General features: G+C 67.7%; 28 protein-coding genes and 1 pseudogene. 18 read left to right on the forward strand and 11 right to left on the reverse strand.

The features are described 5' to 3' along the window. The first annotated feature begins 143 nt into the window (after positions 1 to 143). A complete protein-coding gene (locus EGK63_RS16595; RefSeq protein ID WP_191555437.1) occupies positions 144 to 533 on the forward strand; it encodes a toxin-antitoxin system, antitoxin component in 390 nt (129 codons plus the stop codon). On the opposite strand, the gene EGK63_RS08605 is transcribed toward EGK63_RS16595, so the two are convergent. Both EGK63_RS08605 and EGK63_RS08610 read right to left on the reverse strand, forming a co-directional pair. Next, on the reverse strand, positions 496 to 1,656 hold the full coding sequence (locus tag EGK63_RS08605; RefSeq protein ID WP_054765326.1) for an acyltransferase: 1,161 nt from the start codon (positions 1,654 to 1,656) through the stop codon (positions 496 to 498). The two genes, EGK63_RS16595 and EGK63_RS08605, sit on opposite strands and share 38 nt — an antisense overlap. A gap of 283 nt (positions 1,657 to 1,939) precedes the next feature. Continuing rightward, the gene (locus tag EGK63_RS08610; protein ID WP_054765327.1) at positions 1,940 to 2,215 is read right to left on the reverse strand and encodes a metal-sensitive transcriptional regulator; all 276 of its coding nucleotides are present in this window, start codon (positions 2,213 to 2,215) and stop codon (positions 1,940 to 1,942) included. Between the two features lie 108 nt (positions 2,216 to 2,323). Between EGK63_RS08610 and EGK63_RS08615 the strand changes: the two genes are divergently transcribed. The 6 genes from EGK63_RS08615 (at position 2,324) to EGK63_RS08640 (ending at position 10,505) form a co-directional block, all read left to right on the forward strand. Further along, positions 2,324 to 4,672, forward strand: a complete 2,349-nt coding sequence (locus tag EGK63_RS08615) for a heavy metal translocating P-type ATPase (RefSeq protein WP_054766888.1) — start codon at positions 2,324 to 2,326, stop codon at positions 4,670 to 4,672. A 274-nt stretch (positions 4,673 to 4,946) separates the two neighbouring features. Beyond that, on the forward strand, positions 4,947 to 5,627 hold the full coding sequence (locus EGK63_RS08620) for a DUF305 domain-containing protein (protein ID WP_125900827.1): 681 nt from the start codon (positions 4,947 to 4,949) through the stop codon (positions 5,625 to 5,627). A 49-nt stretch (positions 5,628 to 5,676) separates the two neighbouring features. Beyond that, positions 5,677 to 6,168 (forward strand): DUF305 domain-containing protein, encoded by a 492-nt coding sequence (locus EGK63_RS08625; RefSeq protein ID WP_224761373.1) that lies wholly within the window; start codon positions 5,677 to 5,679, stop codon positions 6,166 to 6,168. Positions 6,169 to 6,305: 137 nt separating this feature from the next. Further along, positions 6,306 to 8,108, forward strand: coding sequence for a copper resistance system multicopper oxidase (locus EGK63_RS08630; protein WP_125900828.1), 1,803 nt, complete (start codon positions 6,306 to 6,308; stop codon positions 8,106 to 8,108). After that, a complete protein-coding gene (locus EGK63_RS08635; RefSeq protein WP_224761375.1) occupies positions 8,105 to 9,628 on the forward strand; it encodes a copper resistance protein B in 1,524 nt (507 codons plus the stop codon). The genes EGK63_RS08630 and EGK63_RS08635 overlap by 4 nt, the downstream gene beginning before the upstream one ends. A gap of 139 nt (positions 9,629 to 9,767) precedes the next feature. After that, positions 9,768 to 10,505: an HAD family hydrolase gene (locus EGK63_RS08640; RefSeq protein ID WP_165906565.1), complete on the forward strand. Its 738-nt coding sequence runs from the start codon at positions 9,768 to 9,770 to the stop codon at positions 10,503 to 10,505. 160 nt (positions 10,506 to 10,665) lie between these two features. Here the strand turns inward: EGK63_RS08640 and EGK63_RS08645 are convergent, their stop codons facing one another. The 5 genes from EGK63_RS08645 to EGK63_RS08665 all read right to left on the reverse strand — a co-directional run bounded on the left by EGK63_RS08645 (position 10,666) and on the right by EGK63_RS08665 (position 12,851). Further along, the gene (locus EGK63_RS08645) at positions 10,666 to 11,076 is read right to left on the reverse strand and encodes a copper resistance CopC family protein (RefSeq protein ID WP_066551038.1); all 411 of its coding nucleotides are present in this window, start codon (positions 11,074 to 11,076) and stop codon (positions 10,666 to 10,668) included. A 25-nt stretch (positions 11,077 to 11,101) separates the two neighbouring features. Beyond that, positions 11,102 to 11,437, reverse strand: a complete 336-nt coding sequence (locus EGK63_RS08650) for a hypothetical protein (protein ID WP_066551041.1) — start codon at positions 11,435 to 11,437, stop codon at positions 11,102 to 11,104. A gap of 108 nt (positions 11,438 to 11,545) precedes the next feature. After that, entirely contained in the window at positions 11,546 to 12,124 is a 579-nt protein-coding gene (locus EGK63_RS08655) for an RNA polymerase sigma factor (RefSeq protein WP_054765333.1), read from the reverse strand. A gap of 8 nt (positions 12,125 to 12,132) precedes the next feature. After that, entirely contained in the window at positions 12,133 to 12,570 is a 438-nt protein-coding gene (locus EGK63_RS08660) for a Spy/CpxP family protein refolding chaperone (protein ID WP_054765334.1), read from the reverse strand. Further along, positions 12,570 to 12,851 carry a hypothetical protein gene (locus EGK63_RS08665; protein ID WP_066551049.1) on the reverse strand — a complete coding sequence of 94 codons (282 nt, stop codon included), beginning with the start codon at positions 12,849 to 12,851 and terminating at the stop codon, positions 12,570 to 12,572. Before EGK63_RS08665 ends, EGK63_RS08660 begins: the two co-directional genes overlap by 1 nt. A gap of 117 nt (positions 12,852 to 12,968) precedes the next feature. Here EGK63_RS08665 and EGK63_RS16485 point away from each other — a divergent pair, with 117 nt between their 5' ends. The 4 genes from EGK63_RS16485 to EGK63_RS08680 all read left to right on the forward strand — a co-directional run bounded on the left by EGK63_RS16485 (position 12,969) and on the right by EGK63_RS08680 (position 15,442). Continuing rightward, on the forward strand, positions 12,969 to 13,619 hold the full coding sequence (locus EGK63_RS16485; protein ID WP_054765335.1) for a DUF2231 domain-containing protein: 651 nt from the start codon (positions 12,969 to 12,971) through the stop codon (positions 13,617 to 13,619). 89 nt (positions 13,620 to 13,708) lie between these two features. Then, a complete protein-coding gene (locus EGK63_RS16490; protein WP_054765336.1) occupies positions 13,709 to 14,176 on the forward strand; it encodes a nuclear transport factor 2 family protein in 468 nt (155 codons plus the stop codon). A 50-nt stretch (positions 14,177 to 14,226) separates the two neighbouring features. Then, positions 14,227 to 14,700 carry a DUF411 domain-containing protein gene (locus tag EGK63_RS08675; protein WP_082382653.1) on the forward strand — a complete coding sequence of 158 codons (474 nt, stop codon included), beginning with the start codon at positions 14,227 to 14,229 and terminating at the stop codon, positions 14,698 to 14,700. 13 nt (positions 14,701 to 14,713) lie between these two features. Then, positions 14,714 to 15,442 carry a PepSY domain-containing protein gene (locus EGK63_RS08680; RefSeq protein ID WP_054765338.1) on the forward strand — a complete coding sequence of 243 codons (729 nt, stop codon included), beginning with the start codon at positions 14,714 to 14,716 and terminating at the stop codon, positions 15,440 to 15,442. Positions 15,443 to 15,472: 30 nt separating this feature from the next. Here EGK63_RS08680 and EGK63_RS08685 read toward each other — a convergent pair whose 3' ends face one another. Further along, on the reverse strand, positions 15,473 to 16,744 hold the full coding sequence (locus EGK63_RS08685) for a hypothetical protein (RefSeq protein WP_054765339.1): 1,272 nt from the start codon (positions 16,742 to 16,744) through the stop codon (positions 15,473 to 15,475). A gap of 122 nt (positions 16,745 to 16,866) precedes the next feature. Between EGK63_RS08685 and EGK63_RS08690 the strand changes: the two genes are divergently transcribed. The 5 genes from EGK63_RS08690 (at position 16,867) to EGK63_RS08710 (ending at position 23,581) form a co-directional block, all read left to right on the forward strand. Beyond that, on the forward strand, positions 16,867 to 17,316 hold the full coding sequence (locus EGK63_RS08690; RefSeq protein ID WP_224761380.1) for a hypothetical protein: 450 nt from the start codon (positions 16,867 to 16,869) through the stop codon (positions 17,314 to 17,316). A 112-nt stretch (positions 17,317 to 17,428) separates the two neighbouring features. Then, on the forward strand, positions 17,429 to 18,760 hold the full coding sequence (locus tag EGK63_RS08695; RefSeq protein ID WP_082382654.1) for a TolC family protein: 1,332 nt from the start codon (positions 17,429 to 17,431) through the stop codon (positions 18,758 to 18,760). Beyond that, the gene (locus tag EGK63_RS08700; protein WP_082382655.1) at positions 18,757 to 20,058 is read left to right on the forward strand and encodes an efflux RND transporter periplasmic adaptor subunit; all 1,302 of its coding nucleotides are present in this window, start codon (positions 18,757 to 18,759) and stop codon (positions 20,056 to 20,058) included. The genes EGK63_RS08695 and EGK63_RS08700 overlap by 4 nt, the downstream gene beginning before the upstream one ends. Then, positions 20,055 to 23,204: an efflux RND transporter permease subunit gene (locus tag EGK63_RS08705; RefSeq protein WP_125900830.1), complete on the forward strand. Its 3,150-nt coding sequence runs from the start codon at positions 20,055 to 20,057 to the stop codon at positions 23,202 to 23,204. Before EGK63_RS08700 ends, EGK63_RS08705 begins: the two co-directional genes overlap by 4 nt. Next, positions 23,201 to 23,581 carry a copper-binding protein gene (locus tag EGK63_RS08710; RefSeq protein ID WP_054765341.1) on the forward strand — a complete coding sequence of 127 codons (381 nt, stop codon included), beginning with the start codon at positions 23,201 to 23,203 and terminating at the stop codon, positions 23,579 to 23,581. Before EGK63_RS08705 ends, EGK63_RS08710 begins: the two co-directional genes overlap by 4 nt. Before the next feature lie 65 nt (positions 23,582 to 23,646). Here EGK63_RS08710 and EGK63_RS08715 read toward each other — a convergent pair whose 3' ends face one another. Both EGK63_RS08715 and EGK63_RS16995 read right to left on the reverse strand, forming a co-directional pair. Continuing rightward, entirely contained in the window at positions 23,647 to 24,060 is a 414-nt protein-coding gene (locus tag EGK63_RS08715) for a hypothetical protein (RefSeq protein WP_054765342.1), read from the reverse strand. Between the two features lie 145 nt (positions 24,061 to 24,205). Further along, positions 24,206 to 24,688 (reverse strand): isoprenylcysteine carboxylmethyltransferase family protein, encoded by a 483-nt coding sequence (locus EGK63_RS16995; protein WP_125900831.1) that lies wholly within the window; start codon positions 24,686 to 24,688, stop codon positions 24,206 to 24,208. A gap of 347 nt (positions 24,689 to 25,035) precedes the next feature. Here EGK63_RS16995 and EGK63_RS16740 point away from each other — a divergent pair. Continuing rightward, positions 25,036 to 25,182: pseudogene (locus EGK63_RS16740) on the forward strand (integrase); the annotation flags it as partial. Between the two features lie 312 nt (positions 25,183 to 25,494). Further along, positions 25,495 to 25,902, forward strand: coding sequence for a hypothetical protein (locus EGK63_RS08730; RefSeq protein WP_165906566.1), 408 nt, complete (start codon positions 25,495 to 25,497; stop codon positions 25,900 to 25,902). Here EGK63_RS08730 and EGK63_RS08735 read toward each other — a convergent pair. Then, positions 25,845 to 26,393, reverse strand: coding sequence for a hypothetical protein (locus EGK63_RS08735; protein WP_125900833.1), 549 nt, complete (start codon positions 26,391 to 26,393; stop codon positions 25,845 to 25,847). The two genes, EGK63_RS08730 and EGK63_RS08735, sit on opposite strands and share 58 nt — an antisense overlap. Positions 26,394 to 26,718: the final 325 nt, after the last annotated feature.

Genomic DNA, 26,718 nt, shown 5'->3' on the forward strand with positions numbered 1-26,718 from the left:
AACGACATAGAGGGCGTCTGACCACAGGCCTTCTTGCGAGTCAATCGCACTCGCATCTAGCCAGCCTGGCGTTGGCTTCTTCGTGGCTATCACAGGGGCCGAGCAGCGCTTGACCTGCGGGGCGGCGAGAGGAAAAGAGGTTGATGGCCAAATACGCGCCTCTCGCAACCTATCTGCGGCGTCAAAGGCGGACCGAAGTGGTGCTGACGTTCCGCGATATCGAACGCATCATCAGCGGCCTTTTTCCGAAGGCTGCGGCGACGGAGGGCTGGTGGAAACCTGAGCGCGGCGCGCCCGCGACGCCACAGCATCTCGCCCTGGCGGACGCCGGCTTCGTGGCCGAGCCGCATCTCCGAACGGAGACGGTGCGGTTTATCCGCGACGGAGGTCCTCGCGACGGGTCGATCGGAGGTCGGGATCGGCCGGTTCTCGACGACGGCGGTGTCATCGCCAACGAGCGGACGGCCGTCGCGAAGAGCGAAGAGACCGGTCGGCTCAGCGGTCGCCAGGCTCACGGAGCGCCGGCGGGCTGAGCGCGGCCGGGGCGAGCTCGTCGCGACGCCTGTCGAACCGGCGCCTTATCCAGGTTCGGCCGGGCTTTTCGACGAGCAGATGCAGCGCCGCCGCGATCAGGGCCGTGGCGATGAACAATCCGATCAGTTCGACCGGCGTGATGCGGAAGGTGCTGTCGACGCCGCGCAGTTCGGCCACGACGCCCTTCCAGGCCACGATCACCGGCATGTGCACCAGATAGAGGGCGAAGGACGCTTCTCCGGCGAAGACAAGGCCCGGGGCGGCGAGGGGGCCCTCGCAATCCGCCCGCGCGAGCAGGGACCAAGTCAGAATCACGGGGGCGGCGAGGGCGACGATGATGCGATCGTCCAGTGATAGCTGCATCGCGCCCAGCAGCAGGACGGTCGTGGACAGGGCGGCCGCGGCGGCCACGGGCGGGCTCCAGCGCCAGCGATGGCCCAGCCCGTAAAGCGCCATGCCGACCAGGAATTCCGGGGCGATCCGGAGAATGCCGAGCGAGTCCTCGGCTCGCGGAAGAACCTTGCCGAACGCCTGGACGTAGAAGGCGTCGAGGACGACGAACGCCGCGGCCCCGATCCCCAGCAGCACCCAGGGCCGCGTCCGCAGACGCAGGGCCAGCCAGGCGTAGGCGGGGAACAGCAGATAGGCGAACCATTCCGCCGACAGCGACCAGCTCGGCCCGCTCCAATTCAATTCCGCATCGGTCGGAAACCAGGCCTGGATGAGAAACAGCGTCTGGAAGAAGGCCAGCAGCCCATAGCCCTCGCCGTCGAAGCGAACGCCCGCGGCGGTCGCGCCCAGCACCATGATCAAGGCGCCCGTCAGAACCGCGACGTGCAAGGGGTAAAGCCGCGCCAGCCGGGCGACGATGAAACGCCGGTAGCTGAAACCGCCGCTTGCGAAGGCCGGGCCGTAGACGTGGGCCAGGATGAAGCCCGACAGCATGAAGAAGGCGTCCACCGCCAGCCGGCTGCGCTCGATAATCGGGCTGAAGCCCAAGGCCGGATCCCATTGGAGCTGATAGTGAAACAGCACCACCCCCACGGCGAGGAAGGCGCGCAGACTGGTCAGAGCCCTGAGATCGGCGGGGTAGCCGTCTCGGGTCGGCGGTACGGATGTCATTCGCGATGGCCCCCCAAGGGCGGCGGATCAGCACCGCCGCCATATTGAGATACGCATCGGGCGGAAACATCCCTCATGCGCGACGCCAGACGGGGCCGGCCGGTCATACGGGACGTCCAAGTCTGGCTCGGGGCTCGGAATGCCCTCGGCCGGTTTGCCAGCCTGGACCGCTGCGCTCTAGGTGAGGCCGCCCCCCAAGACATGTCATGTCCCTCAGCCGGACGAGAGGATGTCCAGGCCGACCGCCTGGCCTGGCGACCGAACGCCGGAAGTCCGTCCCTGACTAGCGGGAAGCGCGGCCGAGAAGTTCGATCAGTTCGGTCGCCTTGGCCTTGCGGTCGGCGACATCGTCACCCGCGATCGCGCCCATGACGCAGTGATCCATGTGGTCCTTCAAGACCTCGCTCTCGACGCGCGCCAGCGCCGCCCGCACGGCCTGGAGCTGGGTCAGGATGTCGATGCAGTAGCGGTCCTCCTCGACCATTCTGGAAAGGCCACGCACCTGCCCCTCGATCCGGTTCAGGCGGTTCAACACCTTCGGCTTGACCTCGATCTGCATCCTATTCCTCGTTCCGATCGTTCGATCCTAGCTCACCGCCACGCCTTGCGCGATACCCATGCGGGGTATATCTTTAGCGGTGAAGTCGTCCGAGGAGCCGCCATGGCCATGTCTTCCCCCTCCCAGCCGGCCGGCCGCGGCTGCTGTTCGAACATGGCGCCTCAGGCCGAAGGGCGGGCAGTCGATCCGGTGTGCGGCATGACCGTCGATCCGGCGACCGCGGCGCATCGGACCGCCCACGAGGGGCAGGCGTATTTCTTCTGTTCGGCGGGCTGCCGGACCAAATTCATGGCCGACCCGGCTCGTTACCTCGGCGAGCGGCCTGAACCGGCTCCCGTCACGCCCGGTGCGATCTACACCTGTCCGATGCATCCGGAGGTGCGCCAGGAGGGACCCGGCTCCTGTCCGATCTGCGGCATGGCGCTGGAGCCGGAGACGGTCACCGCGGAGGCGCCGGTCAATCACGAACTGATCGACTTCACCCGCCGCCTTTGGATCGGCGCGGTTCTGACGCTGCCGGTCTTCGCGCTCGAAATGGGCGGCCATCTGACCGGGCTGGCGATGCGGATTCCGGGCCAGACCTCCAACTGGATCCAGTTCGCCCTGGCGACGCCGGTCGTCCTGTGGGCCGGCTGGCCGTTCTTTCAGCGGGGCTGGGCGTCCCTCCGCAAACGCAGCCTCAACATGTTCACCCTGATCGCCATCGGCGTCGGCGCGGCCTGGATCTACAGCGTGGTCGCGGTGCTGGCGCCGCATCTGTTCCCGGCGGCGGTCCGGCGGATGGACGGCAGCGCGCCGGTCTATTTCGAGGCGGCGGCCATCATCACCGTCCTGGTGCTGGTCGGCCAGATCCTGGAGCTTCGGGCGCGCGAGCAGACGTCAGGGGCCATCCGCGCGCTGCTCGACCTCGCCCCTAAGACCGCCCGGCGGGTTCGCGACGACGGCGGGGACGAGGACGTCACCCTCGACCTGGTCGCGGTCGGAGACCGGCTGCGCGTCCGTCCCGGCGAGAAGGTGGCGGTCGACGGCGAGATTCTGGATGGGCGGGTGACCCTCGACGAGTCCCTCGTGACGGGGGAGTCGATGCCGGTGACCCGGGACATCGGCGACAGGGTCGTCGCCGGATCGCTCAACAAGACGGGATCGTTCGTGATGCGGGCCGACAAGGTCGGCGCCGACACCCTGCTGGCCCAGATCGTCCAGATGGTCGCCCAGGCCCAGCGCAGCCGCGCCCCGATCCAGCGGTTAGCCGACAAAGTCTCGGGCTGGTTCGTCCCTACGGTGATCGGCATCGCGGTTCTGGCCGCGGTCGTGTGGGGGCTCGCCGGCCCCGAACCGCGGCTTTCCTACGCGCTCGTCGCGGCGGTTTCGGTCCTGATCATCGCCTGTCCCTGCGCCCTGGGGCTCGCCACGCCCATCTCCATCATGGTCGGGGTGGGGCGCGGAGCCCACGCCGGAGTGCTGATCAAGAACGCCGAGGCGCTGGAGCGCTTCGAAAAGGTCGACACCCTAGTGCTCGACAAGACCGGCACCCTGACGGAGGGGCGCCCCTCGGTGACGGCCGTCCGGCCAGCCGATGGGTTCGACGAGGCCGAGCTTCTGAGACTTTCCGCCAGTCTTGAGCGGAGCAGCGAGCATCCGCTGGCGGACGCCGTCGTTCGGGCGGCGAGCGACCAAAATCTGGTTCTGTCCGAGGCGTCGGACTTCGACAGCCCCGTCGGGCGCGGCGTCACCGGGGTCGTCGACGGCCGCCGCGTGGCGCTCGGCAACAGCCGTTATCTGGCCGAGATCGGCGTCGACGTGGGGACGCTGGAGGTCGAGGCCGAAGCGCTTCGCCAGGAGGGCGCCACCGCCATCTTCGTGGCCGTGGACGGGGCTGCGGCCGGCGTGCTGGGCATCGCCGATCCGGTCAAGGCGACCACCGCCGAGGCCATCCGCGATCTGAAGGCGTCGGGGCTGCGTCTGGTGATGATGACCGGCGACAACCGCACGACGGCCGAGGCGGTGGCGCGCCGGCTCGGCATAGACGACGTCCAGGCCGAGGTCCTGCCTCAGGACAAGGCGGCGGTCGTCGAGCGGCTGAGAGCGGAGGGTCGGATCGTCGCCATGGCCGGCGACGGTGTGAACGACGCCCCGGCCCTGGCCGCCGCCGACGTGGGGGTGGCCATGGGGGCCGGGTCGGACGTGGCGATCGAAAGCGCCGGCGTCACCCTGCTGGGAGGCGATCTCCAGGGCCTCGTCCGGGCGCGCAAACTGTCCCGGGCGGTGATGAGCAACATCCGTCAGAACCTGGTCTTCGCCTTCGGTTACAACACCCTCGGCATTCCGATCGCGGCGGGACTGCTCTACCCGGTCTTCGGCCTTCTGTTGTCGCCGGCCCTGGCGGCGTTGGCGATGGCCCTGTCCTCCGTCAGTGTTATCGCCAACGCGCTGCGGCTCCGGGCCGTCCGACTCTGATGGATGTCCCCTGGCCAGAAAGCCGTCGCAGACGAGAGCCGCGGGGGGGTGCCAATACGCATTCCGGCGACCGATCCCTCGCCTGATCCAACGGCGTTCGGGAATATTTAATCACGGCGGAACCGTGGCGCCGGGGCTGGATTACGCTGGACGATGTCCGGCGTGGGCAGTCGGGGCAAGGGACCAAACTCGCACCCGCCGCAGCGTTGTCGGACGCATCGTTCGTCTGGCCGTCCGGCGATCCGCCGGCGACCCCCTCAAGCGGAGACGCCCTATGCTCATCCCGACTTTCACCCGCACGTCTCTCCTGGTCGCCGGCTGTTCCGCTCTCGTTCTGGCGGCCTGCAGCCCGTCGGCGGAACCGCCGGCGAACACGGAGGCCGAAGCCTCGGCTCAGACGCAGGAGCCGATGGCCATGGCGCAGACTCCGTTCTCCGACGCCGAGGCCAAGATGCACGAGGCCATGATGTCCGCCATGGGCGCGGATGCGGGCGAGACATGGGCCCGCAAGATGATCCCTCACCACCAGGGCGCGCTGGACATGTCCGAGATCGTGCTGAGGGACACACAGGACGCGGATATCCGTCGCATGGCCCAGAAGACCATCGAGATGCAGCCCGGCGACATCGCCGAGCTGCGGCGCTGGCTTGAAACGAACGTGGGCGCCGCCGCCGGCGCGGCGGCTCCAGGCGGAAGCGCGGAAAATCCATACGCGACGGCCGAGGCCGAGATGAAGGACGCCATGATGGCCGCGACCGGGGCCGACACGGACCAGACCTGGGCTCGCAAGATGATCGCGCATCACCAGGGCGCCCTCGACATGGCCCAGGTGGTGTTGCGCGAAAGTCAGGACGCCGACATCCGGCGCATGGCGCAGAAAACGATCGAGATGCAGACCGCCGACATCGCCGAGTTGCGCGCCTGGCTGGACTCCCATCCGGCCGGCGCTGCCTGATTGGCGATCGGAATGTGATTGAAGAGCGTTGTCGCGAAAGGACCGATCCATGGAAAAGATGAAGACGATGGACTCAAAGATGAAGACGATGGACTCGATGAAGGGGAGCTACCGTTCCTTCGGCGTCGAGCTCATCGTGGATTTCATCATCATGTACCTGGTGATGTACACGATGATCGCGTCCCTCAATCACTTCTATTTCAACCTCAACAACGTCTACATGACGCTGATGATGGTGTCGCCGATGGCCATCCTCATGCTGATCTTTATGCGATCGATGTATCCGTCGAAACGGACCAACCTTCTGATCGGCGGAGCCGCCGCCCTGGTGTTCGCGGTGAGCTTTTACGGCATGCGGACCCAGGCGGCGGTGGGCGACACCGAGTTCTTGAAATCGATGATCCCGCACCATTCCGGCGCCATCCTGATGTGTCAGCAGGCCTCGCTGACGGATCCGGAAGTGCTGGGTCTGTGCGAGGAGATCGTCAGCTCCCAGGAGAGGGAGATCGCCCAGATGAAAGCCATCCTGGCGAGGCGCTGATCCAGCGCTAGGCGACGGGAGTTTCCGGCCCGGTCGGCTCTGCGGCAGCGTGTCGCGAGGGCCGACCGGGTCGCCTGCGTAAAACCATATAGATCGTCGCTTCGCCGAGGCGCGGTTCTGACTTTGAGGAGTATCTTATGAAGCTGGATCGTCGACTGCTGCTGCGCGGCGTCGTCGCGGGCGGCGGTCTCGCCGCCTTGCAGGGCCTGATGCCCGCCTGGGCGCAGACGGGCTCGCCGGGGCTGCGGTCGGACCTGCCTACCCTGACTGGGCCGAATATCGATCTGACCATCGGTCAGACGCCCTTCACCGTGAACGGGCGCACCGCGACGGCCACGACCATCAACGGCGTGCTGCCGGCGCCGGTGTTGCGGCTGCGCGAAGGCCAGAACGTCCGTCTGGCGGTGACGAACACCCTGGACGAAGACACCTCGATCCACTGGCATGGGATTCTTCTACCCTTCCAGATGGACGGGGTGCCCGGGATCAGCTTCCCAGGCATCAAGCCGCGCGAGACCTTCGTCTACGAGTTTCCGATCAGGCAGTCCGGCACCTTCTGGTATCACAGCCACTCCGGCCTGCAGGAGGCGCTCGGCCACTACGGGCCGATCGTCATCGATCCGGCCGGCGCCGATCCGGTCGCCTACGACCGCGAGCATGTGCTGGTCCTGTCGGACTGGAGTTTCATGCATCCGCACGAAATCCTCGACAAGCTGAAGAAGAGCCCCGGCTACTTCAACCGGCAGCGCACGACCCTGGCGGGCCTCTTCTCCGGCGAGGACCGCATGAGCCTGGAGGAACGGCGCATGTGGGGCCAGATGCGGATGGACCCGCGCGACATCCTCGACGTCAGCGGATCGACCTACACCTATCTGATCAACGGCCATGGGCCGCAGGAGAACTGGACCGGCCTGTTCCGGCCCGGCGAGCGGGTGCGGCTGCGCATCATCAACGCCTCGGCCATGTCCATCTTCAACGTTCGCATCCCGGGCTTGCCGATGACCGTGGTGCAGGCCGACGGCGAGAACGTGCGCCCGGTCGAGACGGACGAGTTCCAGATTTCAGTCGCCGAGACCTACGACGTCATCGTCCAGCCGACCGAGGACCGGGCCTACACCATCGTGTCGGAAGCCATTGACCGTTCCGGCATGGGGCGGGCGACCCTTGCTCCGCGCCTGGGCATGACCGCCGAGGTCCCTCCCCTGCGCGAGGTCCCGAACCTCACCATGCGCGACATGGGCATGGGCGGAATGGATCACGGTTCGATGGACGGCATGTCCGGAATGGATCATGGCGCGATGACCGGCATGGATCATGGAGCCTCGACGCAAGGCGGGGCTCCGATGGGAGACATGGGCGGCATGTCCATGAGCGGAATGAACATGCGCGACCCTGAAAACGCTCCGCCAGACATGGCGGTTGGCGTCGGCGTAGACGCCATCGCCATGGATCCGGCCAATCGCCTGGGTGAACGGCCGATGGGGCTGGAAGACGTCCCGCACCGGGTGCTGGTCTATACCGACTTGGTGTCGCTAGTCCCCAACAGGGACCAGCGCCCCCCGTCGCGCACGATGGAAATCCACCTGACCGGTAATATGGAGCGGTTCATGTGGGGCTTCGACGGCCGCAAGTTCAGTGAGTTGGTCGAGCCCATCCGTTTCGAGCGCAATGAGCGAGTGCGGGTGACCCTCGTCAACGACACCATGATGGCTCACCCAATCCACCTGCATGGCCACTTCTTTGAGTTGGTCACGGGCGGACCGGCCGGGCATCAGCCGCTCAAGCATACCGTCAACGTCGCCCCCGGCGGCAAGGTGACCTTCGATCTAACCGCCGACGCACCGGGCGACTGGGCCTTCCACTGCCACATGCTGATGCACATGCACGCGGGCATGTTCAACGTCGTCACCGTCCGCCCGATGTCAGGAGCCTCGTCATGATCCGTCGGTCCGTGGGTCTCGTCCCTCTGCTCCTCGCGGCCTCGGCCGGCCCGGTGTTCGCCCAGAGCCACGCCGGGCACGGCGCGGCGGCTAACGCCGTCCAGACCGCCGTCCAGCTGCCCGCCGGTTGCGTCCGGCGCGGCGCGCCGACGGCGGATCCGTCCCGCGTCGGAACGCCCGGGGCGCCGGTCTGCCCGACCGGCGCCGTGCCCGAGCGCGCGCCGGCGTCGGCGGATCCCCACGCCGGGCACGACATGTCGACGATGGGCCAGACCGCGCCCGCGCCGGCCATGCCGGCGGGACATGACATGTCGACCATGCAGAGCGGCCAACAGCCGGCCGCCGCCGGTCAGCCGGATCCCCACGCCGGGCACGACATGTCGACGATGCGGCAGACCGCGCCCGCGCCGGCCACGCCGGCGGGCCACGACATGTCGACCATGCAGAGCGGCCAGCGGCCGGCCGCCGCCGGTCAGCCGGATCCCCACGCCGGACATGACATGTCGACGATGGGCCAGACCGCGCCGGCGCCGGCCATGCCGGCGGGACATGACATGTCGACCATGCAGAGCGGCCAACAGCCGGCCACCGCCGCTCAGCCGGATCCCCACGCCGGGCACGACATGTCGACGATGCGGCAGACCGCGCCCGCGTCGGCCATGCCGGCGGGACATGACATGTCGACCATGGGGCAGATGCCCCCGGGTCATGACATGTCGGCCATGGCGATGCCGCCCGACGTGCCGACCAGCGCGGACAACCCGGGACGCCCTCCGGAAATGCCCCTTCCGCCCGGGGCGACCAGCGGCCCCGCTCACGCCGCCGATACCCTGTTCGATCCCGCGGAGATGGCGGCGGCCCGCGAACAGCTTCGCGTCGAGAATGGCGACGTGCGGACCACCGCGGTGATCATTGACCAGCTCGAAGCGAGTTTCGGAGACGGCGAAGAAGGCTACGCGCTGGACGCGCAGGGCTGGACCGGCGGCGACATCAACCGCTTCTGGTGGAAGTCGGAAGTCGAGGGCGACTTCGACGGCGAGGTCGAGGAAGCCGAGATCCAGGCCCTTTACAGCCGGGCGTTCCGGCCCTTCTTCGACTTCCAGACGGGTCTGCGACAGACCTACCGTCCGGAGGGCGATCGAACCGATCTGGTCGTGGGCGTTCAGGGCCTCGCGCCCTACTGGTTCGAGGTCGATGCGGCGGCCTTCCTCTCCAACAAGGGTGAACTCACGGCGAGGGCGGAGGCCGAATACGATCAGCGGATCACCAACCGCTGGATCGTGCAGCCTCGCGCTGAAGTCGTGCTGTCGGCCGAGGACATCCCCGAGCTCCGGATTGGATCCGGCCTGACGTCGCTCCAGATCGGGGCTCGGCTGCGGTACGAATTCCACAAGGAGTTCGCCCCCTATGTCGGCCTGGAATGGACCAAGAGCTTCGGGAATACGGCGGACTTCCTCGAAGCCGATGGGCGAAGCTCGGAAGACACGCGCCTCGTCGTCGGCATCCGGACGTGGTTCTAGCGAAGGTCGGCGGCGGCGGGCCTCGTCTGATCCTTGGCCCCGATAGGCGGTCGCGGATCGTCGCCGAGGCGCGGCGTCCCCGGTCTCGGCGGCTGGAAAGGACGGGGAGGTCTCGGTGAGGCCGCGGCCCCTCTCGGCCGTGGTCATCGACCTCGACGACACCCTACTCTCGGCCTACCGCCGGCCGGATCTGGCCTGGCGGAGCGTCTGCTTGACGATGCAAGCCGAGTTGGGCGGCCTCGCCCCGGATGTCGCGGCGCAGGCGCTGACGCGGGCCGGGCAGGCGTTCTGGCGCGACCCGCGGTGTCATGAGTTGGGTCGCGCCGACCCACAACACGCGCGGCGCCTCATCGCGACAGTGGCCTTCGAGACCCTGCTTCGGGAAGGCCATCCCGCACCGGCTTGCGAAACGGTCTCGAGCCTCGCCGACGCCTTCAGCCGGCGGCGGGACGAAGAGATGCGGCTCGAGGCGGGGGCTGAGGCCCTGCTGCTCGACTTGCGCGACGCGGGCTATCGCCTCGCGCTTCTCACCAACGGCGCCGGACCGTTGCAGCGCGCCAAGATCGAACGGTTCGGTCTCGAACCGTATTTCGATCACATTCAGATCGAGGGCGAAGTCGGCGTGGGAAAGCCCTTTCCCGACGCGTTCAGGCGTGCGTTCGCCGCCCTGGCCGTCGAGGCTCCCGAGGTCTGCGTGATCGGCGACAGCCTCGAATGGGACATCCGTCCGGCCAAGGCTCTGGGCTGTCGGACCGTGCTGTATGATCCGGAACGGGCCCTTGAGGCCGAACCCCGTCGCAGCGACGCCGACGTGGTGGTCAGGACCTTGACGGGCCTGGCGCGTTGTCTGCCTGCGCTTCACACTCAGCGTGAATGAAGGGTTCGGCGTGCGGGATACCGCCGCGTCGCTTTTAAGCCGCCCGCGATCGAGGTGCGCCAGATCGACGATCCGATCGCGCAAGAAAAGCGCCGCGCGGCGAGCCGCGCGGCGTTCCCCACTTCGGTTTCGGCCCCTCAGGAGGCGGGAGGCCGCCTCCTCAGTGAACCATGAAACGGACGACGCCGTTCATCTGATGGCCGTCGGCGCCCTTCGCGGTCCAGGCGGCGGCGTAGGTGCCGGGCGCGAGGGCCGGAAGCGGGGCGCTGACGGTGACCGCGGGTGCAGCCTCCGCTGACAGGGCCACATCGACCGCCTGGTTCGACGGTCCGCCGGTCAGGCGAAGGGACGTCAGGACCATGGCGTGCGGGAAAGTCGCCGAGAAGGTGGTCGGGGCGGAGGACAGCATGGCGTTGTCCGCCGGAGTGGTCGCCACGCCATTGGCCGGCGCCTGCATGGCGGCGTGGTCCTGCGCCGACATGCCGGCATGCGACTGGCTCTGGGCCTGGGCGGCCGACAGAGGAGCGAAGGCCGCGAGGGCGGCGAGAGTGGCGAGTATTGAACGGTTCATCGAAAACTCCTGGACTTCAAGCGAACTACTGTTTGGGCGGCATGGTCATGCCGTCCATCTTCGACATGTCATGGCCGGCCATCGGATCGGCAGGCGGCGGTGTCGGCTCTGGCGCGGGCGCGGGCCGGGGGGCCGGGCGGGGCGCCGATGCCTTGGGAGGCGCGGCCGGGGTTGATGCGGCAGGGGCGGGCGTGGCGGCCTGCGGCGGCGTCGCCTCGGGGGTTGCGGCCGGCACGGCTTCCATCGGAGCCATCGCTGAAGCGTCCGGCGTCGGCTCGGCGTCCACCGGTTGAGGCTCGGCGGCGGGCTGGCAGGCGCCCAGGGTGACCGCCGCGGCCGCGGCGAGGATCGGCAATCTCATGTGGCAAGCTCCTGATAAGAGGGCGACGGTCAGGTATTTCCATCGACGCCTTCATACTGGTTTACGCGGGCGAGCGCCGCAGCCCTCGCCGTCCGGCCTTCATCCGCGTCATTTCGGAGCCGGCGGGACGTCGCCCGCGCCGCCCAGGACATCGAACAGCTTGCGACGGGCGCGCGCCACGCGCGTCTCCACCGTCTTGACGGTCACGCCCAGAATTTCGGCCGCTTCCGCCTGGCTGCGCCCCTCGATCGCGGTGAGCAGCAGCGGGGCCTTGAGATGCGGCGGCAAAAGGCTGATCGCCTCGTTCAGACGGGCGAGTCGGTCGCCGGCCTCCATCCGTTCATCCGCCGGCTCGTCGCCGTTCGCCACGGCCAAGGCTTCCGGCGATGCCAGATCGACGTCGCCCCGGATCAGGCGTCGGACGAACCGGCGGCGGCTCCAGTCCCGGCATTTGTTGAGCGCTATGGTCCGGATCCAGGCTTCGAAGGGCCGGGTCGGGTCATAGCGGCGGATGTTGATCCACGCCGCCGCATAGGTCTCCTGCAACAGATCCCACGCATCCTGTTCGTCGCCGACATAGCGCCGGACGAAGCGGAACAGGGCCGTCTTGGTCTGCTGCATCAGCGCGCCGAAGGCCGCCCGATCGCCGCCGGCGGCGCGCGCTGACAGGTTCGCTGGACTCTCCACCCGGAACGCTAGCCTTCGTCGGGCGCGAGAGCCGCCACGATGCGGTCGTCGAAGACCTCGGCCTGGGCAGGGGTCAGCACCGACCGCATCTCGAAGACGTGGGCTATCGTCTCCTTCTGAAGGGCGCCCATGGCGACGTGGAAATGGTCGACCGCGGCCTGAACCGGGGGACCGTCGCCGTCGCTCTGTTCGATCGCGCGCGCCAGCTCGAGGTTGGCCGCGCGGACATCGGCTTCGAGCGCGGGCCGACGCGCTGCGAACCGGGCCTCGACCGCCTCGATGCGCGTCAACTGGTCAGGCGACAGCTTGAGATCGTGGTGCACGATGTCGTGCAGGGACGGCGGCTCGCGCCGGCTCAGCACCCAGCTGGCGCTGATCCAGGTGCCCGCGCCGCTGGCGACGGCCGCCAGCACGGCCGTCAGGACGATCGCGCGCCAGCCGCGCATCACCGCCCGGTTTCCAGTCTCACCAGAGGCGACAGGCCCGCATCGACCGTGAAGATGGCCATCTCTCCCGGCGGGCTCGGCGCGGCGGCCGCGCCGACGCCGCCCGCCGTCAGACCGGTGGCGAGGGCCACGGCGACCGCGCCGAGACGGACCTGCGTGGCCAGTCTTTCGCCGCGAAGCGTCTCGACCCGGCTCCAGACCAGCGGTTCGAGCCCGTCGAGCGACCGGCCGATGGGCGTCATCGCGGACTCGGCCAGAATGTCATCCAGTTTAAGCGACATCGAACACTCTCCTTGCGCCCCTACATCCTACTACGGCCAAGACCGTGACATCCCTCGGGCGAGGGGGCGGACCTCGCGCTGCGTAGATAGCAGAAGGGACAGGAGTGGAGAGGGTTTATGACATCACGCGGATTTTTCCCGGCATTGGGACTCGCGCTCGCCTTGTCGGTGAGCGCGCCCGCGATCGCGCACGAGGATCATGACGCCCCGGCGGTTCGCGGCCAGAGCGCCGCATCGACCGCCGAGGGGCCGCAATCGGACATGACGGCCATGCCCGGCATGGCGGCCGACATGGACCACGGGGCCATGATGGCGGACGAGGGTCCGAAACCCATGCCGCAGCGCCTGTACCGCTGGCTCGGCGCCATGCACCCGGCCGCGGTGCATTTTCCGATCGCCCTGTTCCTCGTCGCCGCCCTCCTCGAGATCGCCGCCCTGACCCTCCGGCGTCCGGTCCTGACCCAGGGCACGCGCGTCATCATCGCCTTGGCGGCCATCTCCGCGGTCGGCGCAGTGGCATTGGGCTGGTTCGCCATGGGGATGCCGGGACGGGACGACGCGACCCACGCCTCTCACAGATGGCTCGGCACTTCGATCGCCGCGCTGGGCCTCCTCAGCTGGTGGGCGAAGGAGCACTGGGTCCGCCGGCCGGGGCCCGGGCGCGAGAGAGTCTACATCGGCCTGTTGACGCTCACCGCCGTCGCCGTCGTGATCAACGGCCTCTTGGGCGGCATGCTGACCCACGGCGTGAGACATCTGATGTTCTGAAGGCCGCGCCGTCGTTCAACCTTCTCGTTTTTTCACCCACGCCCGTCCGACACACCTTTCGCGGCCGGCAAACAGGAGCCTCGCCCACGATGTTTCGTTCAACCTTCGCCGGACTGGCGGTCGCCGCTCTCCTCGCCACCGCCTCGCAGGCCCAGACCGCGGACGAACAACAGGTCCGCGCCGTGGTCACCGCATACAAGACCGCCATCGAGCGGATGGATGTGTCGCAGACGCCGGCCCTGTTCTGGTCCGACTCCGAAATCTTCGAGAACGGCGGCGTGGAGGGATCGTTCGCCTACTATCTGGAGCACCATCTGGGTCCTGAGTTCGCCGATCTCGCTGGGTTCGACTTCCGCGACCACGACATGAAGATCGAGGTCGATGGCGATACGGCCTTCGTAAGCGAGACCTACACCTACCACATCACCTTCAAGGACGGCGCGCGAGCTCCCATAGAACGCCGCGGCGCCGCGACCAGCGTCCTGCGCAAGCGAGGTGACGAGTGGAGGTTCGACATCTATCATTCCTCGGCGCGGCCTTTCCGTCCGGCGGCCTGAGCGCGACCGCGACGGTCAGCGCCGTTTGCACATCGTTTTCTTGAGGTCTCATGGGGTCCCAGTCCATTCCACTCTCACGCCGCAGTCTCATCGCCATGGGAACGGGCGCCCTGGCGGTCGCGGCCTGCGCCCCGGTCGGTCGCGCGTCGAACGAGCTCGCCGTCTACAAGACGCCGACCTGCGCCTGTTGCACGGCCTGGGTGGATCACATGCGCGCCGCGGGCTTCGAGGCGCGGATCAGCGAGCTTCCCAGTCTCCGCTCGATCCGCAGCACCCAAGGCGTGCCCGAAGCCCTCGCGTCCTGTCACACCGCCCTGATCGGGGGCTATGTTCTGGAGGGCCATGTGCCGGCCGAGGACGTGAGACGGCTTCTGGCCGAGCGTCCCAAGGCCGTGGGCCTGGCGGTTCCGGCGATGCCCCTGGGGTCGCCGGGCATGGAGACGCCGGACGGCCAGCGCGAGCCCTATGAGACCCTGCTGATCCTCGAGGGCGGCGGCACACGCGTCTTCGCGCGTCACGGCTAGTCGGGTTCGTTCCATGAAGGTTCTCAGGCTGTCGACCCAGCTTCACAAATGGGTCGCCCTCGTGGTGGGGCTGCAGGTTCTGTTCTGGGTCGGCGGCGGTCTGGTCATGACCGTCATTCCGATCGAGACGGTGCGTAGCGAACATCGCGCGGCCGAACTCAAGCCGGCTCTGCTTGAGGTTGGAGCTCTTCCGACCCTCGCCGTCGTGGCCCGTCGCGCGGGCGTGGCCCCTGTCGAGGCGGAGCTGCGCACGACGCCGCGCGGACCCGCCTGGACTTTGAAACCGGCGGACGGAGAGCCCGTCGTCGTGTCCGCCGTCACGGGCCTTCCGTTCGGGCCGATGTCCGCTGGCGAGGCCTCGGCGTTCGCCCGGACGGGCTACAAGGGCGAGGCGAAGGTGTCCGACGCCGTGCTGCTGGCCATGGCGCCTCAGGAAACCGGCCGGACAGGACCGCTCTGGAGGGTCGATTTCGCCGACCGCGAACGGACGACCTTCTATCTGTCGCCGGCCACCGGAGAGGTCGTGACGCGCCGCTCGGGCGTCTGGCGGTTCTATGACTTCTTCTGGCGGCTCCACATCATGGACTGGAAGACCGGCGAGAACTTCAACCATCCGCTGATCATCATCACGACCTTCCTCACCCTGAGCATCGTGATCACCGGGATCATCCTGCTATGGATCCGCCTGGCGCGTGATCTGAAGGCTTTCCGGGCGTCTCGGCGGACGGGCGGTTCGAGTTGATGCGGGTTGCGCCCGGGCGCGGGCGGGTGGTCAGGTCAGGCGGTGAGAGATTTCGGTCAGGCCTCGCAGGTCGGAGCCGAAGCGCGCGATCGATCCCCGGTGCCGGTCCAACTCCCCATAGGGCAGATATCGGACGTCCAGGTCCGAGATCCGGCTGAAAGCCGGCCGCTGGAGCTGGGCCCGGACATCGCCTTCCCGGCTGTCCGGCGCCACCAGAAAGAGACCGGCGGACGTGTGGAGTTCACCCGAGAGCGCCAGATCCAGCATGCGCACCACGCCGGAATAGATGGTGGTGGAGTGCTCGACTTCGAAGGCCGCCGCTACGCGATCCGGCGAGGCATCGAGCCAGAGGACGTCGATCAGACGGATCGACTCGGCGCCAGCGCCGTTCGCCAGCGCCGTCGGAAGTTGATCGAGACAGCCCTCGCCGAGACGCGCGCCGTCATGGAGCCGGCTCCGGTCGTTGGCGGCGATCCAGACCCGATAGCCGAGCGCGCGTCCCAGATCACGAAGCCAGGCCTGGATTTCCGTGTGCGTGCGATCCGTCTCGCGTTGCTGCGCCGTCGCCTTCTCGAACTTCAGGGCTTCCGCGCGGGCTTGGGCGAGCCGTTCTTCCCACCCCTGGCGCGAGAGCGCGTCACCGGCGGGGGGCGGCGCCGGATACCGCCCTGACCCGACATCGAACAGGAATCCCGCGAGGGCGCCCAGATCGTTCGACAGAAGGTCACGATATCGGGCGTTCAGCGCCAGGAGGCCCTCCCGCATGGCCAGATAATGTTCCCAGCTGCCGAGCTTCACCTTCGAGCCGGTGATCGCGTTGTAACCGTTGACGATGGCGGTGTTGAACGGGGGCGCATGCGTGGGGTGCAGGAAATAGATCAGGTTGGCGACGGCCGGCCCGAGGCCCTTGATCTTGAGTTGATCGATCGTGCGGATGCCGGAGAGAATCTCGTCGGCTGTGGAACAGCCGCTGCAATGATGCAGCAGGCGGCCGAAGGCGCGCTGGTTCGCCGGGTTCTCGTAGATGTCGGGGATCCTCAACTTGGGCTTCCACAGAAAGGCGTGGTCGGCGCCCTTGAAGATCTGTCGCTGCTCGGCGACGGAATGGACGATGGTCTCCAGGGACGAGCCGCGATAGGCGACACCGAAGCGGCCCGTCTCGATCTCCTCGACTACCTGGCCGATGCCCCGGCGGATCGACCGGAAATTCTTCAGCCGTTCATCCCACAGGAACCAGGTCTGGTAGGTCGCCGAGGGATCGTTACGCCATTGCGCGATGAGGTCTCGAAGTCTGTCCGGCACGCCATCCTCTCAGATCCTGAATCTTCCCTCCCAGCGTAAGCGGGTCTGCGCTGAAGCGCCACTGGAGCGGCTCTTCTGCGGTCGATCATGCTCCCGACGGACGGCGATGAAGGGCGTTCGTCATGGTCGCGACTGAAGCGGACGGCGCGCGCCGTCCGGCGCGGTCGCGTCTTGACTCGAAGGGCCTCGAAGCGCCTATCTCGGCCGCCATGTGGAATATTGTCCGCGTCCTTCTGTTCGCCCTCGCGGTGGCCGGGTTCATCGGCCAGTCGTCGGCGCACGCCACTCCGGTTCAGGTGTTCGAGGCGACGGCGGCAATGCCGGAGGCGGACTGCGCCGAGATGATGGACATGGCGGACGAAGCCGTCGACGACGCCGAAGGCCCGTGCAGCAAGATGACGCCGGATTGCATCGCCAAGATGGGCTGCGCCGCCGTCGCCTCGCCGATGCCGCCCGCGCCGGCGATCGAGCATCCGCTCGGGTCGGGGGCGAAATCGTTCGCCGAGGTCGATGTCGCGCTGGAAGGCGCGGGTCCGCTTCCACTGAAGAGTCCGCCCAAACCGCTGTCGTAGACTGCTTTCGCTGATCGGAAAGCCGCGCACCGCTTCGCGGCGTCCGCCGATCGACTGAGGTCTGCGCCTGCGTCACGCCGCGAGGTGGACGCGGCGGTTATCGAGAATTCTCATGATCATTCGCTTCGGCACGGCGGCCTCTGTCGTGCGCCGTCTTTCGGCCGTTCCCTTGCCGCGACGCGTGCGGCGGCCTTGCTGGTTGGGCGCCGTTCACCGGCCGTGGCCACTGTCGGCAGTCCTCGTGGTGGCACTCTGGACCGCGCCGGCCCGCGCCGATCCTCAGACCTTCGACGAGGCTCTGGCCCGCGCCGCCAGCGATGCGCCGCGCCTGAGAGCCAGCGCTCTGGGCGTCGACGCGGCTCGGGCCGCCGCGCCCGCCGCCGGGCGTCTGCCGGATCCGCGTCTCAAATTCGGCCTCGACGGTTTTCCGGTGACTGGGCCGTTGGCGGGCCAGTTCGGCGAGGACGATTTCACCGCCCTGCGGATCGGGGTCGAGCAGGATCTGCCGAGCCGGGCGCGCCGCCGGGCGGAGCGGGACCTGGCCGAGGCCGCCGTCGGCGTCGCCGTGGCGGATGAGGCCACCGCCCTGCGGGAGGTTCGGATCGCGGCCGGCGTGGCCTGGATCGACCTCTACTACGCGGACCGCAAGCTGGCGGTCGTCGATCAGATTCTGGCGACCCTGCAACCCCTCTGGGAGGCGGCCCCGTCCGGCGTGGCCTCGGGCTCCGAACGGCCGGCCGCCGCCCTGATCCCGATCCAGCTGAAGGCGGCCCTGGACGACCGCCGGAGCCGGCTCCTCGCGGATCGGGACGCGGCCCGGGCCGAGCTGACCCGCTGGACCGGCGATCCGGCGGCGAGCACGCAGGGAGAGCCGCCCCGGGCGGGACTCGATCCCACGCGTCTGCGAGCGGGACTCGAGGATTTGCCGGCGCTCCGGGCCTACGCCGCCGAGCGACGTCGCGCCGACGCCGAACTGGATCTGGCGCGCGCCGGCCGCCGGCCGGACTGGTCGGTGGAGGCCAGCTATCAACGTCGCGATCCCCGGTTCGGAGACATGGTGTCCGTGGGCGCCAGCGTCAGTCTGCCGCTTTTTCAGAGAGAACGTCAGGAATCCTTGATCGCCGCCCGGGCGGCCGACGCGCTGAGAGTGAGCTCGGAGCGCGATGCGACGCGGCGACGCCTGGAAGCCGATCTGCGGCGCGCCCTGGCCCGGCAGGCGACCGATCAGGACCTGTGGATCCGGGCGCGGGACGTGGTGCTGCCCGCTGTGGTGCAGCAATCAGACCTGGAGACGGCGGCCTATGCCGCCGGCCGCATCGGGATCGGCGACATCATCCGTGCTTTCACCGCCGTGGCGGAGGCCCGGCTCGACGTGCTGGACAAGGAAGCGGCGGCGGTTCGGGGCGCCGTCGAGATCAGCCTGACCTATGGGGGTGACAGATGACCGGATTTGGCGACAAGCGTCTGGCGATGGCGGCCGCGGCGCTCCTGCTGGTCGCCATCGGGGCCGGCGCGGGCGTCCTGATCTCCCAGCGGACGGGAAGCGGGGCGAATGACGCCGCTACGGAGCGGAAGGTGCTCTACTGGTACGATCCAATGGTCCCGAACGAACGGTATCCGGGGCCAGGCAAGTCGTCCATGAACATGGACACCATCCCGAAATACGCGGACGAGGTGGGTTCGGGGGCTGGCGTCCGCATCGATCCGTCGCTGACCCAGAACCTGGGCGCCCGGTTCGCCTTCGTGCGTCGCGGCGTGCTGGAGGCCGATGCCGAGGCCACCGCCGTCATCGACTTCAACCAGCGCGACATCGCCGTGGTCCAGGCGCGCGCGGACGGATTCGTGCGAAGGGTCTACGATCGCGCGCCGGGCGATGTGATCGCCGCCGGCGCGCCCCTGGTGGACCTGCTCATCCCGTCCTGGGGCGGCGCCCAGGCCGAATATCTGGCGGTGCGACGCACCGGCGATACGTCCCTGATCCGCGCGGCGCGGCAGCGACTGGTCCTGTTGGGCATGTCCGAGGCGTTGATCGCCGCGATCGAGCGCAGCGGGCGGGCGCGAAACACCATCACGATCACGGCGCCCGCCGGCGGCGTGGTCAAGACCTTGGGCGTGCGTTCGGGCATGAGCGTGGCTCAGGGCGCGACCTTGGCCGAAATCAACGGCCTGACGACCGTCTGGCTCAACGCCGCCATTCCGGAGGCGTTGGCGGGCCAGCTGCGGGTCGGGCAATCCGTCGCGGTCACCCTGGCCGCATTCCCGGGCGAGCGCTTCACCGGCCGCCTGACCGCCCTGTTGCCGGAGCTCGTCGGCGATAGCCGTACGGTCACCGCGCGAATAGAAATGGACAGTCGGGGAGGGCGTCTCAGGCCCGGCATGTTCGGCCGCATCACCTTCGGCGGCGGTTCGACCTCGGCTCTGCTCGTGCCGACCGAGGCGGTGATCCGGACCGGCGAGCGTGACCTCGTCATGCTCGCCCTCCCGGAAGGCCGCTTTCAGGCGGCGGAGGTCCGCATCGGACGGGAAGCCGGCGGCCGGACCGAGGTTCTCGCCGGCCTCAGGGAGGGCGAACGGATCGTCGCGTCGGGCCAGTTCCTGATCGACTCCGAAGCCAATATGTCGGGGGTCGCGGCCCGGCCGATCGGGGAGGTCGAACGGGCCGCCGCCGCGCCGTTGGCCGAAGGCCGGTCGGTCGCCGGCGGGCCGGCGGCGTCCGCTGCGCGCGCGAGGCCCGCGCAATGATCACTGCCGTCATTCGCGCCTCGGTCAAGGGGCGTTTCCTCGTCCTGATGGCCGCCTTCGCCCTGCTCGCGGCCGGCCTGTGGGCGGTGCGAAGCACGCCGGTCGACGCCCTGCCGGACCTGTCGGATGTGCAGGTCATCATCCGCACCAACTTCCCGGGCCAGGCGCCCCAGATCGTCGAGAACCAGGTCACCTATCCGCTGGCGACGACCATGCTGTCGGTGCCCGGCGCGCGGACGGTGCGGGGCTACTCCTTTTTCGGGGACAGCTTCGTCTATGTGCTTTTCGAGGACGGGACCGATCTCTACTGGGCCCGGTCCCGGGTGCTGGAATATCTGAACCAGGTTCAAGCGCGGCTTCCGGCCACGGTCCAACCGGCGCTGGGTCCCGACGCCACCGGCGTGGGATGGGTCTATGAGTACGCCCTGGTCGATCGGACCGGCCGCCACGATCTGGCGCAGTTGCGCAGCCTGCAGGACTGGTTTCTCCGCTACGAGCTGAAGACCGTGCCGGGCGTGGCGGAGGTCGCCAGCCTGGGCGGCATGGTGCGGCAGTATCAGGTGGTGCTCGACCCCGTCCGGCTCGCCGCGTACGGCGTGACCCATCAGACCGCGGTGGAGGCCATCCAGCGCGCCAACGGCGAAACGGGCGGGTCCGTGCTGGAGCTTGCCGAGGCCGAGTATATGGTGCGCGCCAACGGCTATCTGACCGAGCTGGAGGACTTCCGGGCCATACCGCTCCGCACCGCGGCCGGCGGGGTTCCGATCCGGCTCGGCGATGTCGCCACGGTTCAGATCGGTCCGGAGATGCGGCGCGGGATCGCCGAATTGAACGGGCAGGGCGAGGTCGCCGGCGGCGTCGTCATCCTCCGGTCCGGCGGGAACGCGCGGTCAACGATCGCCGCCGTCGCCGAGAAGCTCGAGACGCTCAAGGCCGGACTGCCCCCGGGCGTCGAGGTCGTGACCACCTACGACAGGTCCCGGCTCATCGATCGGGCGATCGAGAACCTGAGCGGCAAGCTGATCGAGGAATTCCTCATCGTCGCCCTGGTCTGCGGCCTGTTCCTCTGGCACGCGCGATCCGCGCTTGTCGCCATCCTGACACTGCCGCTCGGCGTGCTGGCGGCCTTCCTGGTCATGAATGTGCAGGGGGTGAACGCCAACATCATGTCGCTGGGCGGGATCGCCATCGCCATCGGGGCCATGGTCGATGCGGCGGTGGTCATGATCGAGAACGCCCATAAGCACATCGAGCGATGGGAGCACGATCATCCTGACGACAGGCTGGACGGCGAAACCCGCTGGGCCGTGATCACCGAGGCCGCCGTCGAGGTCGGGCCTGCGCTGTTCCTCAGCCTGGTGATCATTACCCTGTCGTTCATCCCCGTGTTCAGCCTGCAGGCGCAGGAAGGCCGGTTGTTCGCGCCTCTGGCCTTCACCAAGAGCTATGCGATGGCGGCGGCCGCGATCCTGTCGATCACCCTCGTCCCCGTGCTGATGGGCTATCTGATCCGCGGGCGGATACCGGCGGAGCGGAGCAATCCGATCAATCGCTGGCTGACACATGCCTATTGCGGACCTTTGGACTGGGTGCTCAGATATCCGAAGCGGACCCTGCTGATCGCCCTCGCGGCCTTCACGACCACGGCCTGGCCGTTGAGTCAGCTGGGCGGCGAGTTCATGCCGGCGATGGATGAAGGCGACCTGCTCTACATGCCGTCCGCACAGCCCGGCCTGTCCGCCGCCGAGGCCGCGGAACTGCTGCAGCAGACGGACCGCATGATCCGCACGGTGCCGGAAGTGGCGACCGTGTTCGGCAAGGCGGGCCGGGCGGAAACCGCGACGGATCCGGCTCCGCTGGAAATGTTTGAGACCACCATTCAGTTCAAACCGCGCGATGAATGGCGCCACGGCATGACTCCGGAGAAGCTGGTCGAGGAGCTCGACCGCGCGGTTCAGGTGCCGGGATTGTCCAACGTCTGGGTTCCGCCCATCCGCAATCGCATCGACATGCTGGCGACGGGCATCAAGAGCCCGGTCGGCGTCAAGGTGTCCGGCGCTGACCTCGGTCAGATCGACCGCATCGCCGCCGAGGTCGAAGAGATCGCCCGATCCGTGCCAGGCGTGAGCTCGGCGCTGGCCGAGCGGCTGACGGGCGGCCGTTACATCGATATCGACATCGACCGCGACGCGGCGGGCCGGTACGGGCTCAACATCGCCGATGTGCAGTCGATCGTCTCCGGCGCGATCGGCGGCGAGACCATCGGCCAGACCGTGGAGGGCGTGGCGCGCTATCCCATCAGCGTGCGCTATCCGCGCGAGTTGAGGGACAGCGTGGAGCAGCTGCGAGCCCTGCCGATCCTGACGCCTTCAGGCCAGCAGATCACCCTGGGCACCGTCGCCGATCTGCGGGTCGCCGACGGGCCGCCGATGCTGAAGTCCGAGAACGGCCGGCCGACCACCTGGGTCTATGTCGACGTGCGGGGACGCGACCTGGCCTCGGTCGTCGCGGATCTGCGTCGAGCGGTGGCCAGCGATGTCACCCTCACGCCTGGCGTGAGCATCGCCTACTCGGGCCAGTTCGAATATCTCGAACGGGCGACCGCGCGGCTCAGGATCGTTGTCCCGGCCACGCTGGCGATCATCTTCATCCTGCTCTACCTGACCTTCGGGCGCTTCGACGAAGCCCTGCTGATCATGGCCACCCTGCCGTTCGCCCTGACCGGGGGGATCTGGCTGCTCTATCTACTCGGCTTTCACCAGTCCGTCGCCACCGGCGTCGGCTTCATCGCCCTGGCCGGCCTCTCGGCCGAGTTCGGCGTGGTGATGCTGATCTATCTGAAGCACGCATTGAAGGATCGCGGAGCCGACCCCGATCGCGGACAGGTCGAAGACGCCGTTCGCGAAGGCGCCCTGCTGCGGGTCCGGCCCAAGGCCATGACGGTCGCCGTTGTCCTCGCGGGCCTGTTTCCGATTCTGATCGGCCACGGCGCGGGCTCGGAAGTAATGAGCCGGATCGCCGCGCCGGTGATCGGAGGCATGATCACCGCGCCTTTGCTCTCGATGCTCGTTATCCCGGCGGGCTATCTTCTCCTCAGGCGCCGCAAGGCCCGTTCGACCCTCTCAACCCAAGGAGCGACTCCATGACTCGAACCTTTATCGCACTCGCCGGCGCGGTCATGATGCTATCGGCCTGCGGCCAACCCGCAGACCCGGCCGCCGAACCGGACGCTGCCGCTCCCGTCGACACGGCTTCCGCGGCCGGCGCGACGGACACGGCGACATCCCCTGCTGCGGGCTCCAGATCCGGCAGCGGCGCGGGCGTGGTCACCGCCGTGGATGCGGCGGCCGGCACCGTGACGATCAATCACGAGGCTATTCCGGCGGTCGGCTGGCCAGCGATGACGATGAGCTTCACGGCAGACCCCGCCGTGGTACAGCAAGCCGCTGTCGGGGATCGCGTCGAGTTCGACCTGACCGTTCAGGGCAACGCGGGTGAAGTCACCGCCATTCGCCCGGAATAGCCGGACTCGCCTTCACCGTTCGTGCGGGGCGTTGTCAGCGCACGCACGGTGAAGGCGGTGCTCCATCAACGGCTCGACGGAGTGATCGTGCCAGCCGCCTCCCGGCACGCCTCTTCGCAGCGGCGGCAGGCCTCGGCGCAGATGCGGCAATGTTCATGCATGTCCGCGTGCTTGTCGCACTCCGCGGCGCAGGCCGCGCAGATGTCGGCGCAAACCTCGAGCTGGCCCTTGATGACCGCCTCGTTGCTCCCCGTGCGGCGCGCGCCGACCGCGCCGGCGGCCGCGCAGACGTCGGCGCAGTCGAGGTTGAGCCGAATGCATTGTACGAGATCGGCGACCATGGCTTCGCCGAGACAGGCGTCGGCGCAGATGCGGCAGGTCGCGGCGCACGCGTAGGCCGCCTCGACGGCGCGGATCAGCGCGTCGTTGGTCGAGCCTTTGACGTGAGGATGGGCGCTGATCATGGACTGGATATGCATGGGATTCTCCGATGGCGGACTCGGTCAACCCGCCGGAACGGCCGCCGTTCCCCGGTGATCGCGTGCGCCGTGAAACGTGAACAGCGTGCCTCCCCGGACGCACAGCTAGGCTGGGATCACGCTGTCCGGTCATGCTCCTGAGGGCCTATCTGCGGTCGGCAAGCGCCCCATCCTCCACCCGAATACGCCACGCCAGAAGCATGGCGTTAGCGATGGTCCATGCGAGGGCGATCCAGATTTGGCCGAACGCGAGCGGCAGGACGAGGATTTCGAGGGACGCGATCACATATTTTGGGTGACGAGTGAACCGGTAGGGGCCGCGTCTTGGAACTGCAGCGCGATCACGATGGTCACGGCGAGGCCGGCGCAGAATTAGCGGAGCAGTCGCGTCAATACAGGTTTCCTGACCTTCGACCCATACTGGGTGACCCGGACTCGCGCAACGACTCGATCGTCGCACGGGTTTGAAGGCCGTCAGGCTTCCTTGAGCCGACGGGTCACGCCAGCCGCTGCGACCGCCTCCGGAGCGGGTTGTAGATCCAGCCTGTTCGTCAGATCGTTCGGTTGTGGTATCCCGTGTCAGCGAGGTATATCGGCTCGCTTCTCTCGCAAACCAAGCTTTCGGCATTGTCAATACATCTCGAAAGATGTCGTGATCACGCGCTTTTTACATCAGACTATTTCTTCATTGTTTTCAACATTCCTCGATCTATTCGGACTGCGACACGGCGCTGTTGACGCCCATTGGCATAAAGCCCATATGGATCAAATCATTACCAGCGTTCGTGTAATCGAGTGGGAATGATTCAGGCCTTTCGGAAGCTTTCGGAATTGCTTTCTCAATTTCCGATAAGTTACTGATAAAAAGTGAATTTATACGAGGCTCTTCGAGGTTTTTCGGAGGGCCTCTTTTTTGTGATGCCGTCGCCTTTGACGGTATCGCCGGCCGTTGCCCAGCCGACTCTGGGCCCATGCCTCTCGACTTTGATGCCGGATATCCTGATGGCGCTGAAGACCTGCGCCGGGAACTCGCGCTACATTTTGCCGTCGCGCTACGATGCCGACGCCCCGATGTCGCGAGCCGCCTTCAATCGGGTGACGTCGGCCATCGCCGAGCAAGCCTGGCTACTATGCTTGAACAGCCGGCTGTGTCGATCGCTTCGACCGGCCTCTACGGGCTCTCATCAGTGGATCCCAAGTGGCAATTTTTGCTCGACAAACTGAGTTTCGCCATCGAGCGTTGGGGCGAAGTGTTCTGGGGAGGGCGCAGTGGGTCAGGGCTGGACAGGAAAGACCTATGATCCTGGCTTCGACGTCTCCTATCGGACGGCTGAATCCATCCGGGCTCACCCGGATTTCCCGCAGGCGAGGCGGACCTACATCCGAGAGGTCCTGGCGCTATATGGAGACGACCCGTTCCACAACAAGCTCCTGATGGCGGCGCGGATAGTGGTCTTCGCCGTCGCCATCTGCCTGGAAGCAGGACATCGCGAGGAGGACCGCGCGACCTGGCCCACAGTCGGCAATCTCAAGGCGGCCTCGGCGATGTTCGGCCTGACCAGCCCGCGGCGGATCGATCACATTCTCGGCCGCCTGGTCCAGATCGGATACCTTGAGAGCCGGCCGTCGCCGGTCGACGGGCGCGTGCGTCTGCTCCGGCCGACGGACCGGATGCTGGACCATGATCAGAACTGGCTGACGGCTCACTACGCGCCGCTCGCCTGCCTGTTCGGCGAGGCGGACTATCGTTTGCCGCTGGCGCGGAACCGCCAGTTCCAGCAGGTTCAGCGCGGGATTGCGACAGGCATCGCTTCGTCGCGATCGACGCCGGCGTCGCGATAGGCGCGCAGCGTCCGTTGAAGATAGAAGGCGGCCTGGGGATCGCTCGCAGCGTCGACGGCGCTCAGCCGGTCATAGATGGGGCGCGACAGGTTGATCGACGACGTCGCGTCGCCGACGCGTTGGGCGCAGATCAGCCCTGCCTGGCGCACGGCGCCGTCCACATGGGCGTTGCCGATCAGCATGGCGTCGTTGGACAGCGAAAAGGCGGTCAGGATCAGGTTGTCATAGCGACGGAACGTGCCTTCCACGGCGGCAGGGCCGGTTTCACCTTCCAGCTCGGCGCGTTGGACGGCGATCCGAGCCAAGCCGGCGTCGCATTGAGCGGTCATCGCGGAAGCGTCCGACGGGAAGGACACGGGCTGGGCCAAGGCCTGGTCGAAGTCGCCGGGCGTCGGCGCGTTCTGGGCCAGGGCGGGTGCGGCCAGCATCAATGCGCCTGCGGATACGCCGACGGCCAGGCGGCCCACGCGAGCCTGGATCTGAGTTTTCATCTTGCTTCCCCCGTTTCCAGCGAGGGGTAGCGGGAAGGGGAGGGCGTCAACAATGGCGGAATTTGCGTAGATTTCCGATGCGCTCCGAACAGCGTTGGCCTCCTGCTCCCCACCAGACGGGTACGTCAACGCGCCACGTGAACGACGTCCTTTTGCTGAACATCTCGTATTGCTTGGGTGAGGTGCTCGACTGGGCCCCGGCGGAGCACGCGCCTGAAGACGCAAAGCTCAACGCTTCAGAAAATCTTGAGGACAGCGTCAAGACTTCGCGGAGCGCGCGCCTATGCCTGTCTTCGCTTTGAAGCGGAAGGCGCCGGCATGACAA

Origin of the sequence: Brevundimonas sp. 357, from assembly GCF_003938605.1 — a bacterium.
Lineage (GTDB): Bacteria > Pseudomonadota > Alphaproteobacteria > Caulobacterales > Caulobacteraceae > Brevundimonas.

Excerpts from the sequence above, each read along its gene's own strand:
- EGK63_RS08680 (WP_054765338.1), top strand. The coding sequence starts at position 14,714 with ATGAAGGTTCTCAGGCTGTCGACCCAGCTTCACAAATGGGTCGCCCTC.
- EGK63_RS08605 (WP_054765326.1), bottom strand. The coding sequence starts at position 1,656 with ATGACATCCGTACCGCCGACCCGAGACGGCTACCCCGCCGATCTCAGG.
- EGK63_RS16485 (WP_054765335.1), top strand. The coding sequence starts at position 12,969 with ATGACATCACGCGGATTTTTCCCGGCATTGGGACTCGCGCTCGCCTTG.
- EGK63_RS16995 (WP_125900831.1), bottom strand. The coding sequence starts at position 24,688 with ATGCCGAAAGCTTGGTTTGCGAGAGAAGCGAGCCGATATACCTCGCTG.
- EGK63_RS08645 (WP_066551038.1), bottom strand. The coding sequence starts at position 11,076 with ATGAACCGTTCAATACTCGCCACTCTCGCCGCCCTCGCGGCCTTCGCT.
- EGK63_RS08630 (WP_125900828.1), top strand. The coding sequence starts at position 6,306 with ATGAAGCTGGATCGTCGACTGCTGCTGCGCGGCGTCGTCGCGGGCGGC.
- EGK63_RS08675 (WP_082382653.1), top strand. The coding sequence starts at position 14,227 with ATGGGGTCCCAGTCCATTCCACTCTCACGCCGCAGTCTCATCGCCATG.
- EGK63_RS08690 (WP_224761380.1), top strand. The coding sequence starts at position 16,867 with ATGGTCGCGACTGAAGCGGACGGCGCGCGCCGTCCGGCGCGGTCGCGT.
- EGK63_RS08615 (WP_054766888.1), top strand. The coding sequence starts at position 2,324 with ATGTCTTCCCCCTCCCAGCCGGCCGGCCGCGGCTGCTGTTCGAACATG.
- EGK63_RS08695 (WP_082382654.1), top strand. The coding sequence starts at position 17,429 with ATGATCATTCGCTTCGGCACGGCGGCCTCTGTCGTGCGCCGTCTTTCG.
- EGK63_RS08635 (WP_224761375.1), top strand. The coding sequence starts at position 8,105 with ATGATCCGTCGGTCCGTGGGTCTCGTCCCTCTGCTCCTCGCGGCCTCG.
- EGK63_RS08610 (WP_054765327.1), bottom strand. The coding sequence starts at position 2,215 with ATGCAGATCGAGGTCAAGCCGAAGGTGTTGAACCGCCTGAACCGGATC.
- EGK63_RS08665 (WP_066551049.1), bottom strand. The coding sequence starts at position 12,851 with ATGTCGCTTAAACTGGATGACATTCTGGCCGAGTCCGCGATGACGCCC.
- EGK63_RS08620 (WP_125900827.1), top strand. The coding sequence starts at position 4,947 with ATGCTCATCCCGACTTTCACCCGCACGTCTCTCCTGGTCGCCGGCTGT.
- EGK63_RS08700 (WP_082382655.1), top strand. The coding sequence starts at position 18,757 with ATGACCGGATTTGGCGACAAGCGTCTGGCGATGGCGGCCGCGGCGCTC.
- EGK63_RS08710 (WP_054765341.1), top strand. The coding sequence starts at position 23,201 with ATGACTCGAACCTTTATCGCACTCGCCGGCGCGGTCATGATGCTATCG.
- EGK63_RS08735 (WP_125900833.1), bottom strand. The coding sequence starts at position 26,393 with ATGAAAACTCAGATCCAGGCTCGCGTGGGCCGCCTGGCCGTCGGCGTA.
- EGK63_RS08625 (WP_224761373.1), top strand. The coding sequence starts at position 5,677 with ATGGAAAAGATGAAGACGATGGACTCAAAGATGAAGACGATGGACTCG.
- EGK63_RS08715 (WP_054765342.1), bottom strand. The coding sequence starts at position 24,060 with ATGCATATCCAGTCCATGATCAGCGCCCATCCTCACGTCAAAGGCTCG.
- EGK63_RS08650 (WP_066551041.1), bottom strand. The coding sequence starts at position 11,437 with ATGAGATTGCCGATCCTCGCCGCGGCCGCGGCGGTCACCCTGGGCGCC.
- EGK63_RS08705 (WP_125900830.1), top strand. The coding sequence starts at position 20,055 with ATGATCACTGCCGTCATTCGCGCCTCGGTCAAGGGGCGTTTCCTCGTC.
- EGK63_RS08730 (WP_165906566.1), top strand. The coding sequence starts at position 25,495 with ATGGCGGCGCGGATAGTGGTCTTCGCCGTCGCCATCTGCCTGGAAGCA.
- EGK63_RS16595 (WP_191555437.1), top strand. The coding sequence starts at position 144 with ATGGCCAAATACGCGCCTCTCGCAACCTATCTGCGGCGTCAAAGGCGG.
- EGK63_RS16490 (WP_054765336.1), top strand. The coding sequence starts at position 13,709 with ATGTTTCGTTCAACCTTCGCCGGACTGGCGGTCGCCGCTCTCCTCGCC.
- EGK63_RS08660 (WP_054765334.1), bottom strand. The coding sequence starts at position 12,570 with ATGCGCGGCTGGCGCGCGATCGTCCTGACGGCCGTGCTGGCGGCCGTC.